At 60.3% G+C, this 16,212-nt stretch carries 20 protein-coding genes and 1 pseudogene; 6 read left to right on the top strand and 15 right to left on the bottom strand.

The window, feature by feature from the left end:
• Positions 1–13: 13 nt before the first annotated feature.
• From MHY24_RS07945 to MHY24_RS07985, 9 genes are all read right to left on the bottom strand, one after another.
• Positions 14–331, bottom strand: a complete 318-nt coding sequence (locus tag MHY24_RS07945) for a multidrug efflux SMR transporter (protein ID WP_005323220.1) — start codon at positions 329–331, stop codon at positions 14–16.
• Positions 328–687, bottom strand: a complete 360-nt coding sequence (locus tag MHY24_RS07950; RefSeq protein ID WP_239229365.1) for a multidrug efflux SMR transporter — start codon at positions 685–687, stop codon at positions 328–330. Before MHY24_RS07950 ends, MHY24_RS07945 begins: the two co-directional genes overlap by 4 nt.
• A complete protein-coding gene (locus MHY24_RS07955) occupies positions 684–995 on the bottom strand; it encodes an MGMT family protein (protein ID WP_239229366.1) in 312 nt (103 codons plus the stop codon). The genes MHY24_RS07950 and MHY24_RS07955 overlap by 4 nt, the downstream gene beginning before the upstream one ends.
• Before the next feature lie 5 nt (positions 996–1,000).
• Entirely contained in the window at positions 1,001–1,828 is an 828-nt protein-coding gene (locus MHY24_RS07960; RefSeq protein ID WP_239229367.1) for a VOC family protein, read from the bottom strand.
• Entirely contained in the window at positions 1,829–2,113 is a 285-nt protein-coding gene (locus MHY24_RS07965; RefSeq protein ID WP_005323225.1) for an RNA-binding S4 domain-containing protein, read from the bottom strand.
• A 35-nt stretch (positions 2,114–2,148) separates the two neighbouring features.
• Positions 2,149–3,084 (bottom strand): esterase, encoded by a 936-nt coding sequence (locus tag MHY24_RS07970; RefSeq protein ID WP_239229368.1) that lies wholly within the window; start codon positions 3,082–3,084, stop codon positions 2,149–2,151.
• Positions 3,077–3,406 (bottom strand): YbjQ family protein, encoded by a 330-nt coding sequence (locus tag MHY24_RS07975; protein WP_005323228.1) that lies wholly within the window; start codon positions 3,404–3,406, stop codon positions 3,077–3,079. The genes MHY24_RS07970 and MHY24_RS07975 overlap by 8 nt, the downstream gene beginning before the upstream one ends.
• Positions 3,407–3,415: 9 nt before the next feature.
• On the bottom strand, positions 3,416–4,090 hold the full coding sequence (locus tag MHY24_RS07980) for a LysE family translocator (RefSeq protein ID WP_239229369.1): 675 nt from the start codon (positions 4,088–4,090) through the stop codon (positions 3,416–3,418).
• A 136-nt stretch (positions 4,091–4,226) separates the two neighbouring features.
• Positions 4,227–4,595, bottom strand: coding sequence for a LysE family transporter (locus MHY24_RS07985; RefSeq protein WP_239229370.1), 369 nt, complete (start codon positions 4,593–4,595; stop codon positions 4,227–4,229).
• A 603-nt stretch (positions 4,596–5,198) separates the two neighbouring features.
• On the opposite strand from MHY24_RS07985, the gene MHY24_RS07990 reads away from it, so the two are divergent.
• Positions 5,199–7,145: a hypothetical protein gene (locus MHY24_RS07990; RefSeq protein WP_239229371.1), complete on the top strand. Its 1,947-nt coding sequence runs from the start codon at positions 5,199–5,201 to the stop codon at positions 7,143–7,145.
• A gap of 280 nt (positions 7,146–7,425) precedes the next feature.
• Here MHY24_RS07990 and MHY24_RS12170 read toward each other — a convergent pair whose 3' ends face one another.
• Positions 7,426–7,947, bottom strand: a complete 522-nt coding sequence (locus MHY24_RS12170) for a hypothetical protein (protein ID WP_367398054.1) — start codon at positions 7,945–7,947, stop codon at positions 7,426–7,428.
• A gap of 30 nt (positions 7,948–7,977) precedes the next feature.
• On the opposite strand from MHY24_RS12170, the gene MHY24_RS07995 reads away from it, so the two are divergent.
• The 5 genes from MHY24_RS07995 to erm all read left to right on the top strand — a co-directional run bounded on the left by MHY24_RS07995 (position 7,978) and on the right by erm (position 11,873).
• The gene (locus MHY24_RS07995) at positions 7,978–9,459 is read left to right on the top strand and encodes a HEPN domain-containing protein (protein ID WP_239229372.1); all 1,482 of its coding nucleotides are present in this window, start codon (positions 7,978–7,980) and stop codon (positions 9,457–9,459) included.
• A gap of 349 nt (positions 9,460–9,808) precedes the next feature.
• The gene (locus MHY24_RS08000) at positions 9,809–10,063 is read left to right on the top strand and encodes a nucleotidyltransferase family protein (RefSeq protein WP_239229373.1); all 255 of its coding nucleotides are present in this window, start codon (positions 9,809–9,811) and stop codon (positions 10,061–10,063) included.
• Positions 9,984–10,238, top strand: a complete 255-nt coding sequence (locus tag MHY24_RS12070) for a DUF86 domain-containing protein (protein WP_081636726.1) — start codon at positions 9,984–9,986, stop codon at positions 10,236–10,238. Before MHY24_RS08000 ends, MHY24_RS12070 begins: the two co-directional genes overlap by 80 nt.
• 197 nt (positions 10,239–10,435) lie before the next feature.
• Positions 10,436–10,669 (top strand): recombinase family protein, encoded by a 234-nt coding sequence (locus MHY24_RS08010; RefSeq protein ID WP_224784272.1) that lies wholly within the window; start codon positions 10,436–10,438, stop codon positions 10,667–10,669.
• Positions 10,670–11,018: 349 nt separating this feature from the next.
• Positions 11,019–11,873 carry a 23S ribosomal RNA methyltransferase Erm gene (erm, locus tag MHY24_RS08015; RefSeq protein ID WP_070759605.1) on the top strand — a complete coding sequence of 285 codons (855 nt, stop codon included), beginning with the start codon at positions 11,019–11,021 and terminating at the stop codon, positions 11,871–11,873.
• Positions 11,874–11,943: 70 nt separating this feature from the next.
• Here erm and MHY24_RS12175 read toward each other — a convergent pair whose 3' ends face one another.
• The 5 genes and pseudogenes from MHY24_RS12175 to MHY24_RS08035 form a co-directional block, all read right to left on the bottom strand.
• Positions 11,944–12,297, bottom strand: coding sequence for a type IIL restriction-modification enzyme MmeI (locus tag MHY24_RS12175; RefSeq protein WP_367398055.1), 354 nt, complete (start codon positions 12,295–12,297; stop codon positions 11,944–11,946).
• Positions 12,298–13,029: 732 nt separating this feature from the next.
• Positions 13,030–14,922, bottom strand: a complete 1,893-nt coding sequence (locus MHY24_RS08020; RefSeq protein ID WP_239229374.1) for a cation-translocating P-type ATPase — start codon at positions 14,920–14,922, stop codon at positions 13,030–13,032.
• The gene (locus MHY24_RS08025) at positions 14,919–15,278 is read right to left on the bottom strand and encodes a helix-turn-helix transcriptional regulator (RefSeq protein WP_239229375.1); all 360 of its coding nucleotides are present in this window, start codon (positions 15,276–15,278) and stop codon (positions 14,919–14,921) included. The genes MHY24_RS08020 and MHY24_RS08025 overlap by 4 nt, the downstream gene beginning before the upstream one ends.
• A gap of 82 nt (positions 15,279–15,360) precedes the next feature.
• A pseudogene (locus MHY24_RS08030) lies at positions 15,361–15,521 on the bottom strand (alkane 1-monooxygenase); the annotation flags it as partial.
• Positions 15,522–15,859: 338 nt separating this feature from the next.
• Complete coding sequence (locus MHY24_RS08035; RefSeq protein WP_239193961.1) at positions 15,860–15,988, bottom strand: chemotaxis protein; 129 nt, start codon at positions 15,986–15,988, stop codon at positions 15,860–15,862.
• Positions 15,989–16,212 lie beyond the last annotated feature (224 nt).

Raw genomic sequence — 16,212 nt, forward strand, 5'->3', positions numbered from 1 at the left:
GCCACCGTGGGTATTACGCACCGGCTTCTACGAGCAGGACTCCCCCGACAATGAGCACCACGCCGAGGGATTTCAGCCAGGTAAATGGCTCCTTGAACAGGAGGTAGGAGGCGATGGCGGTCAAAGCAACACCGGTGGCAGCCCAAATGCCGTAGGCCACGCCCAGATCCATGCCGGCCTTGAGCACGAGCGCCAAGAAGCCGTAGGCAGAGACATAGCACAGGGCAACGAGCGCCACCCAGAAGCGGCGGCCGGTTACCGCGGACATGCGCAGGCACAGCGTGCCGGTGACCTCAATGGCGGTGGCGAGGAAAAGGAGGAACCAGATCATTGCGGCGCCACCTCCACAGTATGGTCTTGATCCTCGTCTGGTTTCGCGCCCATTTCCACGCAGAATACGCCGCCCATGATGAGCGCGATGCCGGCGAGTTTTACCGCGCCGAGCGGCTCGCCAAATAGCGCGGCGGAAAGCAGCGCAGTGGAAATGACCCCGCCGGATGCCCAGAGACCATAGGCCACGCCCACGTTGACGCCTTCTTGCATCACGCGGTGCAGCAGCACGAAGGCAAGGAAGAAGCAAAAAGCGGCCACGCCGTAGATCCAGAAATGGTCCACGGCGTATTTCAGCGCGACGGTGCCCACGACTTCGCTGGCAATCGCGAGAAAAAGAATGACCCAGGCCCTCACTCCATCAACTCCTGTAATTCGCGGGCGTCGATTCCGTGCTCGTGCATTTTAACGCGGCCGCCGGCGTGCGCGATGGCCTCACGATCCCAGAACTGTGCTGCGCGGGCGGGATCGTGGGAGGCGCCATCGGCGCGCACGACGCGCCACCAGGCGGTATCGGCACCACCGCCGTGGCGCTTTAACACGGTGCCGACGTTGCGCGCACCGCAGCCGGCCACTTTGGCCACCTCGCCATAGGAGGTGACGTTGCCGGGCGGGATTACGGCAACGACCGCCAATACGCGCTTGACCAGTGGCGACTCACTCATCGCAATTACTGCGGGTCGAGCCCCAGCACGTCATCCGATTCGGTCGGCTCCTCTTCGGGGGCGTCTTCAACCTCGGTGAGGGTGATGGTGGCACCGGTGGAATCAGCCAAAAGGCACATGCGGCCGAAGGGCGAATCCCATGGTTCGCGGATGACCTCGCCACCTAGTTCCACGGCCTTCTTCGCAGCGGCATCAATATCGCGCACGCCCAGGTAGGTCTGCCAGAAGCTCGGGACCTGCGGCGGGAACTGCCCCTCGGCGTTCCACAGGCCGGCAAACGGCGCCCCGTCTTCTTCCGCGGTGGCGTAGATGAAGTTCTCATCCTCAGACTGCATGGCGCGGATTTCCCAGTTGAAAAGCTCGCCATAAAAATCCATCGCGTTCTGGAAGCCCGAGGTAGCGGTGAGCTCGTGCCAGACCGGGGTGCCGGGCTCGCCGGCGGCCACGAAGTGCTCTGGGCCGGCGGGTTGGATGAGGCCGAACATGCCCCCGGCGGCGTCGACAAGCAGGGCCATGTGCCCCAGCTGCACCTGCTGCGGCTCCACGAGGATGCGCCCGCCGAGGTTCTGCGCGCGCTGGCAATCGCCCGCGATGTCCTTGGACAGGAAGTAGGTCACCCACGTATCCGGCATGGGGGCCTCCTCCGGCTGCGGGATCAGACCGGCGATGGGCAGGCCCTGCAGGCGCGCCATCTGGTAGGGATTGTCTTCGCCGGACTCGGCGGAGATTTCCCATCCCAGCACCTGCTCGTAGAAGTGCGCGGACTTGCGCGGGTCCGAGGTGGTCAGGTCGATCCAGTAGGGCATGCCCACTTCAGCTTCGAATGCTGGCATCTACATATTCCTCCACTTTTCCGGATCAAAGTCATCGTCGGCCGTGGCTTCATCAAAGTAATCATCGTCATCGTCCGGCTCGCCCACGCGCGCGCAGGCGTCCTCGATGCACACCTCATCGCCTGGGTGGAGCATGGCGCCCCGGCGCGTTTCAGGCTCGCCATTGACCGTAACTACGCCTTCTGCGATGAGCTCTTTAGCCTCGCCGCCGGTAGCCACCAAGCTGGCCAGCTTGATGAACTGGCCCAATTTGATGGAGTCGCCGTTGATAGGAATGTCTAGCATGCCGCCCAGCTTACCCAGCCCGCGCGCGGCTATCGCTACGGGTGGGCGATATGGAAGAAATCCAGGACCGTATCGGTGGTCCACTCCGCTTTCACCAAACCGGAATGGTCCGTGGCCCCGCCATTCCACGTGTGCGTGCCACCGTGGATGGTGTACTGCTCGGTGCGCGCATCACATACCCGCCAGGTGAAGTGCTCCACTGCTTCTTTCCGACGCCGCTTTGGAAACGGATTGCACCCATTCTCCCTCGCGATTCCGCGTAGCGATTGCTTCACCGAGCGGTAGTGCGCGCCGTGCTGGTGCCCGCCACCGTATTTCATAAGCACGTCTTCGGTGCCGTGGATATCTAGGTAGTCGGTGGGCTCGCTGGCGCAGTCTTTTTCCACGCGGTCATACTTTGCCGCCGAAACCGTGGCCACCGCATCGAATAGGCCCGGCCGCTTGCACGTCATCGCGCGAGCGAATCCGCCGCCATTGGAAAAGCCCACGCCATAGGTGGTGTCCGTGGCGGGATAATGGCGCCGGACGAAATCAATCGTGTCATCCACGTACTTGAGGTCATCTTCCAAGCTGGTTACCGCATAGGGTGCCGGTGCCCACGCCTTGCCCGCACCTTGGACAAAGACGGTAATGGCATCGCCCTGGGATAAGTCGGTGCCTTTGAACATGTTGCCGGCGTCCATCTCATAGCCGTGCATCGCCACGACCACGGGCAGGCGGTGGTGCTTATCCGCATTAAACGGCACGTGGACTACAAAACTGCGATGATTTTGTAGGTTAATGATCTGGTAGCGACCATTGGCCGTTGTGCCCTGATCCGGCAGCGTGGTGATATAGCCATCGGCCGCGCCTTGCGATTCATTTGGCACGCTGCCCGGTAACGGCGGTTCTTCCTCGCACCCCGCCATGAGTCCGGCTGCCGCGCATAACCCAGCGCACAGGGCCAGTGTTTTCTTGCCGATTTTAATCACGGGCGCGCAGCTTCACCGCCGTGCCGGTGGCCGTAACCATCAACATGTCATTCGACGTGCCCATGGGCGAATAATCGAAGGCGATGCCCACCACACCATCGGCCCCGAGCTCCTGCCCGCGGCGCCACAGCTCATCGAGCGCCGCCTCGCGTGCCTTGATGGCCTCGCTCTCATATCCGGCGGAGCGTCCACCGGTGATATTGCGGAGGGATGCCCCGAAATCCTTCAGCATATTAATACCGATGACGGTTTCCCCGGCGATGATGCGGATATAATCCGTAATCTCGTAGCCATCAACGGTATTGGTAGTGGTAAAAATCATGGCCCCAGATTACATGGCTATAAGCCCACGCAATCCCTCAAAGAGGATGACCACGCCCAGCAATAGGAAGACCACGCCGCTGACAATATCCACCCAGGCGGAGTTCTTAGCCATCCACTTTGAGACCGCACGAGTACTCAGAGCCACGCCGACAAAAAGCACGAGGCTTTCCAGAATCAATACGGCACCCACCATGAGATTGGCGCCGATGCCCATGCCGGGATCAATGAAATTGGCAAAGATGGCGCCAAAGAAGATGACCACCTTGGGGTTCGAAAGATCGCAGATAAATCCCATGCGATAGGCAGTGCCCGCCTTGATGATGCCGTCCGGTGTAAACCCGCGCGGCTGCGGGGCGCGGGTTTCGGTGCCTACGACGGTTGCGGGCGCGCGACGCTCCTTTATGCCACCGGTAATGGCGGTATAGGCCATCCACAGCAGGTAGCATCCACCGAGAACCTGCAGCGCCACGAGGATCCCAGGGTGCGCAGAAATCAGTGCGGACAGCCCCGCCAAGGAGGCCACGGTCCAAATGGTAAGGCCGGTGGTACTACCCAGCGCCGCCCATACGGCTGCGCGCGTAGAACGCGCACCTAGGCGAATGATTTGCACTACGTCTGGGCCCGGCGAGGCCATCGCCGCGAACCACACGCCCATCAGGGTCACGAGGGCGCTAATAGCCACCTAACACCTCCATACTCGCATGCCATTGGATCAACGCATGCCACTATAAGGACGCTCTCACCTGCAGCGAAACAGGTAAGTCCTGTGATTTAGATAGCGCTTATATCAACTCTTTTATAGAAATCCGCCACCTGCACTAACCAAAGAGCTCGATAGCGCCCTCGACGGCCATAACGAGTCCCAGCACCGCAAAGATAAGACCCGAAACGATATCGATGGCCGCAGAATGATGCGCAATCCAGCGCGATGCCGCGCGCACAATGAGCGCAAAGGTAGAAAACCACGTCAAGGACATCGCCAAGAGGATTACCGCCACCGCAACGGTCCACGTGGGCGACATATCGGGGCGAATAAACTGCGCGAAAACCGCACCAAAGAATACCAGCGCTTTCGGATTGGACAGGTTGGTAACCACCCCGAGCTTATAGGCGAGCCAGCCAGTCAAGTCATTAATGCTGCCGGCCGCGATGGCCTGTTCCGTGTAATTCTCGGTGTCCGCCACCACGGTAGGTACGCGGCGGACTTAAAACCGGAACGAATCGAAGACACGCTCATATGGACAAAAGCCCGCCAATGAGTTGCAGCGCACCCAACACACTAGGCCGTGCAGTGATCACCGCGGAGCGCCAGCCAAGGATGCTGTCACCCAAAACTCTGTGCCGCTGCACACCCCAACGCACACATCAACCCGGCGCGGGTCGCCCGCGGGGTCACACGGATGACTTGAACCAAGTGGAGTTCCGTTTCAATAACTAGTGAGATTCGTTGATGATTCTCGTCGAGTGTTGAGTCAGGACTAGTGCCCGGCGCTTTTGCAAGGGGCCTACCCGCGTAGTTGTACATCGTCCGTCGTGCGCCGCTCCGCGGTGGGGAGGAGCCCGATGGGGCGCGGGACTATGCCCATCGTGACGTAGGTCGTGTCCGCCTCGGGGTGATGCGCCGCTAGTTCGGCTCGCTTCCACGACAGAACGAGGAGCCGGCGCGACGATCGACGTGGACGACGGCTCCGCCCAAGGGGACTGCTGTACGATCAGGCAACAACTTCAAATTCGTGCCACTAGGCGCCCCCGAACTGTATAGAGTGACGCCTACCGGGAGGGAGATTCGAGTGTCGGAAAGCGGACCAGAGAAGAGACTGAAGTTCTTCGGCCTCAGCGACTACGGAACCTTCTGGCAGGCCGACCGCCTCCTAGAGCTCGTCCGTGAATTCGATGCTACTCGTGGCGATCAAGGCATAAACGACATCGTTGAGTTGCATCATCTCGCGTTGTTCCTAGAACACAAAGTTCTCCCGAAGGACCTGGCCGAAGCAGAGCGAGACGCGCCTCTGGCGCACGTCCCCGAGATCCGGGAAGTCATCGGCAGGTTTTTCGGCAAAGTGACTGACGCCACCTTCTCAACGCTCGTTCAGGACGTTGACTTTCAGTACCGCACAGACGTCCTCGATCTCCTCGGAAAAAACAAGGTCTTCGAGCGCTGCACTGACTCGATCGTGCTTGCTGCACTTCAAGAGCAGAGTTTCCACCCGCACGATCTGCTCTCATGCCAGGCACTCGTGCGTGCCTACGACCAGGAGATTCGGGCCCTGCTACTCGATGAGCCGCGCAATGCTGAGCTGCTTGCGCGGAAGTTCCTCCAGTCCGAGGGGCGGGATCCAATCCATCTTCCGAAGAGCTTCACTCCCGCGGATCAGCGTGGCCTGTTTGACCGCTACCTCGATGAGGAAGAGCCCAACCTCAACTTCGTCAAGCTGATCGCATCCGCACGAGCTGACAAGAACACCGGCGTCGATGCACGACTGAAGCTAAAGGCTCGTCGCAAGGCAGATGCGCTCACGAAGAAGATGTTCGAGTCCACGGAGGGGATCAAGACCGGCTGCGAAGTGGGCATCTCGGCCGATCAGGTCGAAGAGGTCGTCCAGTCTTTGGACGGCATGGTTGGCAAGTACTCCTACAGTCGAACCTGGCTCACGGAGAACCTCGACTACCCGACTATCCTGAATAACTTTGTTCACCTGTTCCAGTTCGCCAACGACCACATGCTCCTGGAACTCCCTTCCTACGGAGCGCAACTTGGCGTCTTCGAGCGGTTCATGGGTACGCCGGGCAAGGGCGACTACCGGACGGGGGCGGTGTTCAGGCTCAAGGATCAGGCGTCCTTGCTCCAGACCTTGATGTACGAGCGCTTCCTCAGCTCCGAAGGTATAGAGCTCGAGTCGGTCATCGCTTGGTTCTTCACGGACTACCTTGAGCAGGAGTTCGGTGCCAAGGGGCTGAAGTACCGCGCCTCCAGCCCGACCGCTACCTACCTTGAGAAGAGCCGCCATCTGTTCTCAGAGATGGAGAGCGTCCTCAAGCAGTTCACGCTGCATGTCGACTACGGCGAGGTTGACCCGGAGCTGTTGACAATCACATCGGAGCAGCTTTCCTACGGCGACATCCCGAGTCAGGTTGTGGATAAGTACGCCTACGTTGCCAACAACGCGGACATCCAAGGAATTCAGCACCTGCTCTTCTCGGACCAATCCGGATTGGTGCACATCAGCAGCGATCTGGAGGCAGAGAGCTTCCTCCACTTGGTCATCGCCAATGACATCGCCTACGACCAGTTCCACGAGTACCAACAGCGCAACATCGACTTCCTGGTCGAGAAGGGCATCCTGACCGGAGATCGTGACCGAATTGCGTTTGCAAGCGCGCCACAATTGCATGTGCTCAAGGAACTCTGGGAGTACGAGGTGACGAGCTGTCTCCATCATTCGGCGGCCGGCCAGAAAGCCATTGACGAGATGGTGAGCGCCGGATGGCTGGCGCATCGATCAACGCTGCTCAGCGCCGCGGAGGTCAGCTACTTCAACTACTTCCTTAACGATAAGGAGTTCAGCAACGGACCTAGCCTGCGCAACCGCTACCTCCATGGATCACAGGCAGACGGTGACGACGACCGCGTTCACCGCCACACGTATCTAACAGCGCTCCGCCTACTCGTTGCGCTGGTCATCAAGATCAACGATGACTTCTGCCTGACGGATAACGCCGTGCTCGCGAAGGAATAGGGGCCGACCGCTGGCATGTCGAGCCCTCTTCAGATCCCTAGTATGTGGCGTCTCAGCCGGGTTCCCTGCCGGCGTGATGGCGCGGTACCTCCTTCGTGGCGTCCTGCAGGCTGACCCACGTCGAGGGTGAGCCTGTGTCCCCTGATCAGTAGCGAGCACTGACCGTGGGGAGGGGGAGCACGTGAACCCCGTGTTCAGATGTACCTATGTGCCGGAACTCGGTGGAGTTTAGATTCAACGTGTGATCGACCGCCGATTATCGGGCACGCTGGACTTCAGTTCATCTGTGGTCGAGCGGCCCAGGCGTTGACATTGCATTGCTGCTCGGTGTGGTCGCCCGCAGCCCGAGCGAGTGTCTCGCTCCGGCTGCGATCGCTGTGATGCCGGTCCATGACTGGACATCGCACTGGCCGAACTGGTTGTCGCCCGTTCCGAAGACCCTTCCGGTCTGGCTCAGCGCGAGCGTATGGACGGAGCCGGCCGCCACTGAGGTGATGTTTCTCCACGATGACACCTCGCACTGGCCTCTGCTGTCGTCGCTGACGGCGACGACGGTGCCGTCTTCGTGTAAGCCGACGGTGGGTAGGTAGCCGGCAAAGACCCCGGACACGTGTGTCCACCGGGCGACGTCGGTCTGCCCTCGCTGATTGTTGCCAGTTGCGAGGGCCGTGCCGTCGCGTCGAACTGCGATTGTGTGCCAGTCGCCGCATCCGATCTCAGTTGACCATGATCTCGCTGTAGATTGTCCTACGTGGGGGGCATGTGGTGGAGTAAAGATTTTCGACCTGACATCTGGCCGCAAGACAGGAAGGAGCCCGGGACCGGGAGTACGATGCCTAATGATCCTCTCAACCTCGACAAGGCCGGCGAGTGGGCTGGCGTGTGGTGGCTGCCGGAAGCCCCTAGCGAGAAGGTCCCGGGTGTCCTACGGTACGACCCGGAAGATGGTCTCTCTCTGTCGCTGATCGGCACCTTCGAGGATCGGATCTTGACGACGGACTCGTCTGGATGGACTGCTGTTCACGAAGGAACCCGCACCTGGGAAGTCATGCACGGTGTGGCCGAGCTCAGGGAGATCACACTGCTTGGCTGTGTTCCTAGGAGCACCAGAAGGACCATGGGTGCGCGAGTGGCGAGCCCTGATAAGCAGACCGTGACCGCGACGGTCGCCATCATCGGCGCGCATGTCAGCGGTGACGCGGATCCGGCGTTCGCTAGGGCAGAAGTCTCAGTCGAGGATCTGAGTCTCTGGGCGGCGTCTTCTGTGTTCGAAGGATCCCTCGGGGCTCCCGACGGCAAGATCGATGGGACCGGGCGTATCTCGGTGAAGCCGGTCGAGGCGCAATCGGTCGTGGTCGACGACACTGAGTATCGCCTTCAGCACACGCACACGCTTCCATTCTTCGACCAGCGCAAGGGAGGAAGCGTCGGACGTATGCGGGACACGGTGTCCATCTGCGTCGTGCCAGCCGAACCATTCTCTCTGAGTGTTGCTCTGCAGGAGGCGAGCCTGGTGCAGGACCTGATCTCCCTGGCGACGCATCGCGCGGCCGGAGTGATCTGGCTCCGACTGGAAGTTGCCGGGACCGAGTCGCACTTCCCTGATGGCCGCCCGCTGCCGCGCCGACGTGCCGATGTGCTCTACTCACCGGCCGCGCTTGGAAAACACGACGCGAAAGCCGTCGATCACCACCGAATGTTCTTCACCTGCGGCTCGATCCCATTTGAGGAGGTCATGCCCCGATGGTGCGAGGCCCATGGCCGCCTGGAGACAGCGACAAACATGATCTTGGGCTTGCGCTACGCACCGGCCCGTTTTGTTGAGAACAATCTTCTGACGGCAGTCGGTGCTGCCGAGGTGTTGCACCGCAACCTCCGCATCGACGAGAAACCGTTCCCCAACGCGGAGTTCAGGGCGATGCGAGAGGCGATGCTGGCGCAGGTTCCCGATGAGCACCGAAACAGGTTCAAGGGGGCGATCCGCAACGACCCGACCCTCCGTGATCGGCTCCATGCCCTCGCCGCGCGACCCGATCAGGAAGCGATCGCACAGCTTTTACCGGATGTCGACCATTGGGCGAAGTGGACGACGCGCGCCCGCAATGACCTCGCGCACGAGGGCAGAACGCCCAACCATTCCATCGAGGAGCTGATCGCCGTCGTCGAGGTGACGACCGCGGTCGTAATCCTCAACGTCTTGCACGAGCTCGGGTTGCCGGCGGAGCGGCAGCGAGAGATCGTGCGGGAGCACCCGCAACTGAGGGCTACGTTCCGTACCGCTGCCGAATGGCTGGTTCCCTCACCAAACCCTTAGGTGCACTGCGATAGCCGCTACTTCGGAACCTCCGTGACGCTGCTGCCCGGTCGTTTAGTGCGAGACGCGTGTAAGCCTGCTCTATCGCTCGTTCGTTGAGTGCGTCATGGCGGGCGGGCGAGACGACCGGCTGTAAGTGGTGGCAGCGCGTCAGTGCCGCCTGGTGCGGCGGTGAGACGGGAGAATGTCGTCGGCCCTTAAGAACGCGGTGGAGTTCCGCTTCAATGTCAAAGCTCCATGTCGACGTGCTGCCGGGCCCGTTTCCCCCGGAAGCATGTCTGAGACCGTCATGACGCCTGAGACGCTTGCCCTACGCGGGATTCTCGTTGCGCGTCTTGACTAGTTCCAGGTGCTCATCGATCGGTACGGCGCGACCATCCCGAAGTTGTTCGGGTCCGTCGCGCGCGGCACCGCGTCTGCAGGATCGGACATCGACATCCTCGTCGGGATGGACCCTGCGGAGGGACGTCTCCTGATGCGTGCGTCTGGTCTGCTCGAGGAGAGTCGCGCTCTGTTCGGGCGCGATGGCATCGACGTGTTTCCTGCCCAGTTGCTCAGGCACCCGGTATCCGCTTCGACGCTCGCCGAGGCGGTGCCGCTGTGAGTCGCAGTCCGGCGAAGCCGTGAACCATCTTCCCGATGAGATCACCGGCGCGCACCCTGAGATCGTCTGGCCTCAGATTCGGGATTTCCGCAACATCCTGGTGCACCAGTATTTCGGCGTCGACATCGACGTGGTCCGCGATATCGTCGATACTCATCTGCCTCCTCTTGCCTAGGCGCTGCGGTGCCACATCTCTGCTAACTGACGGCGCGGCTCCAAAGGTTATTCGGCTACGGAACGTGGTCGAGTTTAAGTTCAATGTTAGCTAAGGGTCTTATTAAAAGCGTTTGGCAACACGCGCTCCTATTTACCTTCGTATCTCGCGAGACGCTGACGTGGATGGCCTCACCATCGACCGGCAGCGTCAGGACTGTGAAGCCATTGCAAAGCAGCGTGGCTTGGACGTTGGACATAGGACATAACTACGTCGATCAGTCCATTTCCGCGTCAAAGAAGAATGTGGCTCGCCCCGACTACGACGCCATGGTGGCATCCTTTGAACGCGGCGAAATCGACGCGATCATCTGCTGGGACCTCGAACTACCCGCCCCACGTCGGTGGGTAGTCCGATCAGTCGGACAAAACTACTCCCGCACCACAGCGTAATAAGGGGTGCACCTTAAAAACATCCGGAGGTGGGGGTAACTCCCCCTCGTTGCCCAGAGACAAAATACGCCAGTGGCGTCTGTACGACGAGCCGAAGGTAGGACAAATTCCAATCCAGAGAGGTCTTGCACTGTTGCGGTGCGGTTGTCTTTTTTCTCACCGTATTGGACCCTGCGAAATTAATTGGATACGATAGGCCCATGTTGATTTCAGGTTCCGTTTTCATGCGGCCGCTCACCAGCCGCTAAGGCGGTTTTCTCCCTCCCGCAGGTTAGAAACCGCTCCGGTCCTTTAGCCGGGCGGCCATTTGCCATGCCCGGCTCCGTTTCAACTCCACGGAGCACACCTGATGTCTACATACGGATACGGCCGTCACGAACATGGCCAAAATTTTCTCACAGACCACAAGATCATCAACTCCATCGTCGATCTTGTAAAACAAACCTCCGGCCCCATCATTGAGATCGGGCCAGGAAGCGGTGCCCTCACTCACCCGATATCCCACTTGGGGAGGGCAATAACGGCAGTTGAGGTAGACGCAAAACTAGCTGCCAAACTCACAAAAAAGACCGCCTCGGCGTCGGTCGAAGTGGTCCATGATGATTTCCTCAACTTCCCGTTACCCGCCACTCCCTGCGTCATTGTGGGAAACATTCCCTTTCACCTCACCACTGCCATTCTTCGAAAGTTGTTGCATGCGCCGGCATGGACTGACGCTGTACTCCTCATGCAGTGGGAAGTCGCTCGCCGCCGGGCCGGGGTAGGTGCAAGCACGATGATGACGGCTCAGTGGTCCCCATGGTTCACGTTTCACCTTGGTTCCCGAGTACCAAGGTCTGCTTTCCGGCCACAGCCAAACGTTGACGGGGGGATCTTAGTGATCCGCCGGGTGGGTGACCCGAAGATCCCGATAGAGCAACGCAAAGCCTTTCAGGCGATGGTGCACACCGTTTTCACCGCCCGGGGACGCGGGATAGGGGAAATTCTCCGAAGGGCAGGGTTGTTTTCATCACGTTCAGAGACACAATCATGGTTGCGCTCGCGAGGAATCGACCCCGCAACCCTACCTCCCAGATTGCACACCAGCGACTGGATCGATCTCTTCCAGGTGACTGGTTCCTCTCCACTGCGCCATCGGCCCATTTCACAATCGGGAAGTAGTCAACGCCCTCCTCAACGGAAAAATCGAGGCCGGCGGCGGTAATCCCCCCACCACCAAAACCGAAATCCACCAGTAGTAGTGAACGACCCATGTTCGTCTACCGTGAGCCGCGTTATGGCAGTGACGTGTTCTCGTCGGGCACAGTCATAGTTCCCGGCGTTGCCAGCGACAGGGTTCTACACCCAGCAGCGGGACCGATCAAAATCACCTGCACGGGGAACGACCCTGCTGGTGGTTTCGATTTTGATGAAAGCGAGGAGACATAGCCCCTCGCCAACTCCCCGTAGCTGGCGAACAGTAGCTCCTGGCGCTGGCGCTCGTTGGTGAGTTTGCGTGCCACATCGAAAGCCTTATCGACTTCCCGGTCCAAGTTGTTGTGAGCCTTGAGCAGAATTGGGTCCATCGATAACGGGTTGTAGTGCTCCGCGAGTGACCGCTGGGGGTGCCGCTCGCGTGCCCGCAGCACCAACTGTCCAGCGTCGATGATTCGCTGCTGCGCCTTCTCATCTAGTTCACACAGAGCTGGTCCGCAGTTGTAGCTCCCGATGTACTCCGAAAAACGGAAAAAATAAATAGTGGGGATACATCAACCTTCCACTTTCCATTCTTCCGGCTCAGAGTATTGAGGGGTCTGGGACCGGGTCCGTAAACCCTTTATGTTTTTCGCGCACAGCGGTTTTTAGCGACGCACCCTATAGGTTTTCCGCAGAACTTATATGTGTTTCTGTGCACCCCATATGTTGTCTGTTTTAGCGGTATTTCGTTGTTAATTCCGCACGCGCGCATCAAATGGTTATTTATCGACGACACTCCGTGGACTTTAAGTTCAACGTTTAACGCGGGCAGCCGCCGGATTCTCGGCGGCGATTTCGGCCCGAACCTCGGGGAGATTGTCGCGCTTCCTCATCTACGTGAGCTCCGCAACTCCGGTCAGCGCACCGCTACCCCCCATCGTCGATAGCTTGAGCGAGCTCGACCACGACCACCTGATCTGGTGCACCGGTTTCCGTCCGGCACTTGGCTCATTCCGCCACCTTATGCGCGGCCGCGAATCTGACGTGGAGAATCTGCATCTAGTCGGTTACGGCAACTGGACCGACAACGGCTCGGCAACACTGATGGGTGTGGGCCCTTTGCCAAACACACTGCCCAGGTAGTCGCGGACCGTGTCGGTGAAGCTCGACATCAAAAGTGTGGCTCAGCGCTTCGTTTGCGCAGCCCGCAGGCCGTTCAAAATCACGATGACTTCGGCGACCTCGTGAACCAACACGACGGCGGCCAGGCCCAGCACGCCGCTGATCGCCAGCGGCATCAACACGATGATGATGGCCAGAGACAGCATGATGTTTTGGTTGATGATCCTGCTGCCTCGGCGGGCGTGCTGCAGAGCCTGCGGGATCAGCCGGAGGTCGTGGCCGGTGAAGGCGACGTCAGCGGACTCGATCGCGGCGTCAGAGCCGGCCGTTCCCATCGCTATGCCCACCGTCGCGCCCGCGAGTGCCGGCGCGTCATTGATGCCGTCGCCGATCATCGCCGTCGGCGTCTTGGAGGAGAAATCGGCGACGATGCTTGCCTTGTCCTCAGGGCGCAGCTCGGCGCGCACGTCGTCGATTCCGGCGATTCCAGCCAGCGCCCGGGCGGTGCGAGTATTGTCGCCGGTGAGCATGCTTACTTCCACGTCGTTGGCGTGCAGGGCCTGCACCGCTTCGGGCACCTCGGGCCGCAACTCGTCGCGGACCCCGATCGCCCCGGCGAGAGCGTCATCGACGGTGACCAGGACGCAGGTCTGGCCCTCGGACTCCATGCGCTCAACGTCCGCTTTCAGTGGCCCGGCGTCGATCCATCGGGGGCTGCCCACCAGCACCCGTCGGCCTTCGACGGTGCCGCCGATGCCATGCCCAGCTTCCTCACTGATGTCCGAGGCGGTGGGCGCTTCGGACCCCGCTGCCGCGATCGCCGCGGCGAGGGGGTGCGTCGATTGCTGCTCAACTGCCGCCGCGAAGGAAAGCACCTGCGCCCGATCGAATCCGTCTGCCGGGACCACTCCGGTAACCTCAGGCTGGTTGCGGGTAAGGGTTCCGGTTTTGTCCACTGCCAGGTGACGGATGCCGCCGAGTCGCTCGAACGCCGCGCCGGACTTGATGACCACTCCGAACTGGCTGGCCGCGCCGATCGCGGCCACGACCGTCAGCGGCACGGAGATTGCCAGCGCGCACGGCGACGCTGCGACCAGGACTACCAGCGCACGGGTGATCCACGTCTCAGGGTCGCCCAGCAGCGAGCCGATCACGCCGACCAGCACCGCCAGGATCATCACCCCGGGCACTAGGGGTTGGGCAATCCGGTCGGCGATCCGGGCGCGGTCGCCCTTTTCCGCCTGCGCTTGCTCGACTAGGTCCACGAGTGTGGTCAGCGAGTTGTCCGTTCCAGCTGCGGTCGTCTCGACCTCCAGCACCCCGGCGGAGTTGATCGCTCCCGCAGGCACTTCGTCGCCGGGCGCAACCTCCTCCGGAATGGATTCTCCGGTGATCGCTGAGGTGTCAAGGCTGGAGCGCCCGGATCGAATGATGCCGTCCGTGGCGATCCGCTCCCCGGGGCGCACGAGCATTAGCTCGCCAACCTCGAGGTCCTTCGCTTCGACCTCAGCCGCTGTGCCGTCGCGCAGCACCGTCGCGGTCTGCGGTACCAGCTTCAACAGTGCCCGCAGTCCGCCTTGGGCCCGGTCCATCGCCTTGTCTTCCAGTGCCTCGGCGATCGAGTACAGGAACGCTAGCGCCGCGGCCTCTCCGACGAATCCGAGGATCACCGCGCCGACCGCGCTGATCGTCATTAGCAAGCCAATGCCGAGCTTGCGCTTCGTGACAAGGTTCCGGATCGCTCCAGGCGCGAACGTGTAAGCGCCCAACAGCAGGCCAACCCAATACAGTACCGTCGCGGGCGTCTCCAAGTCGGACCAGTCCAGCACCAGTCCTGTTATGAGGGCTACGCCGGAGAAGATCGGCAGCAGTAGCTCAGGGTCCTTCCACCATGGCCGATCGAGCTCGTCGATCTCCGTGGCGGGTTCGTTTTCGCATCCACATGCTGAACTCATACGTCCGCTCCTTTCTCGCCGCAGCCGGGCACCGAGCACTCAGTGTCGATACAGGGGGCATTCTCGTCGACGGCCAGCGTCGCGTGGACCAGCGCTTCGAGCGCTGCCGCGAGGTGGGGATCGGCGATTTCGTAGCGGGTCTTGCGGCCCTCCGGCTCAGCTACGACAATGCCACAATCGCGCAGGCAGGACAGGTGGTTCGAGACGTTCGAGCGGGTCAGATCCAAGCTTTGCGCGAGCACGGCCGGGTAGCTCGGGCCGTCTAGTAGGGTTATCAGGATTCGGGAGCGCGTCGGATCAGCCATGGCCCGACCGAGCCGGTTCATGACGTCGAGACGCGAAGCAATAGTCAACATGTGCTGAACTATACAGCATTCGATGAACTATTTAAAATAGGCTAAACTAACAGTCACGCGAAGGTCCTGCGACCTACAAGAATTAGTCGATGGGATAGCCGATGACTGGTCCTTCGCGGTTCGGCTGCCAACCCAACGCGGGGGCGCGACGTGGGCGGCGAATTTCTCCAGAATCTTCACGTGGATGTCCACACCCACCCCTGTGGGGAGGGTGATGAACAGGGTGTCGGCGGACATGACGGCGGCGTAGGTGCGGCCAGCGACACTGAAACCAAGTTTTCCATCAAAAGCTAGACACTCACGGACATTGCGTACGGGTCAAACCACACGTAGCGAAGCTTTCTAATAGCCAAATGACTAACTCTTTTCGCTGGTATCCGGGAATGATACTTCCTTGAAGTCGGCGGTCTTGGCTACCCCACGTACGAAGTACTGGAACTGCTGCTTGGAAACCACTTTGGTCTACGAAGACATAGCCCTTCAAGCTGCATCGCAGGAAAATTCCATTTCACGGTCGGTATGGGCCTTTTGCAGTTGGTTAATGCGAAATTTATTCACCGTCTCCTTAGCCACCCACACGCTTAACACGGTGTTTGGTCATCTTCGCGCGAGGCGAGCAGCTCCTTTAAGTGCGCATCGATGTCATCGAGCTTTTTGATAATAGCAACGGCGAAAACGATACTAATGACTAAAGCGATAATGCTGAGCATCAATGCCTTCCTTTACTCTGGTGCCCCATTACATTGGACCTGGTTCCTTGCGAGGCGATTAAATCATGGTTCTGGTCAGGTGGAGGGGCGCGCGGTGGGAAAGGGGGGGTGTTCCTATATAGGTTGTCAACCTCGCGGGTGGAGAAATCGGGGGCGGATTCTCTCTACGGGGTTGTTTGGTCGTGTGGTTTTCGGGCATGCCTGCTAGCCGACTGGGTTTTCCC

The organism is Corynebacterium sp. ACRPQ (genome assembly GCF_022347225.1).
Taxonomy (GTDB): domain Bacteria; phylum Actinomycetota; class Actinomycetes; order Mycobacteriales; family Mycobacteriaceae; genus Corynebacterium; species Corynebacterium tuberculostearicum_D.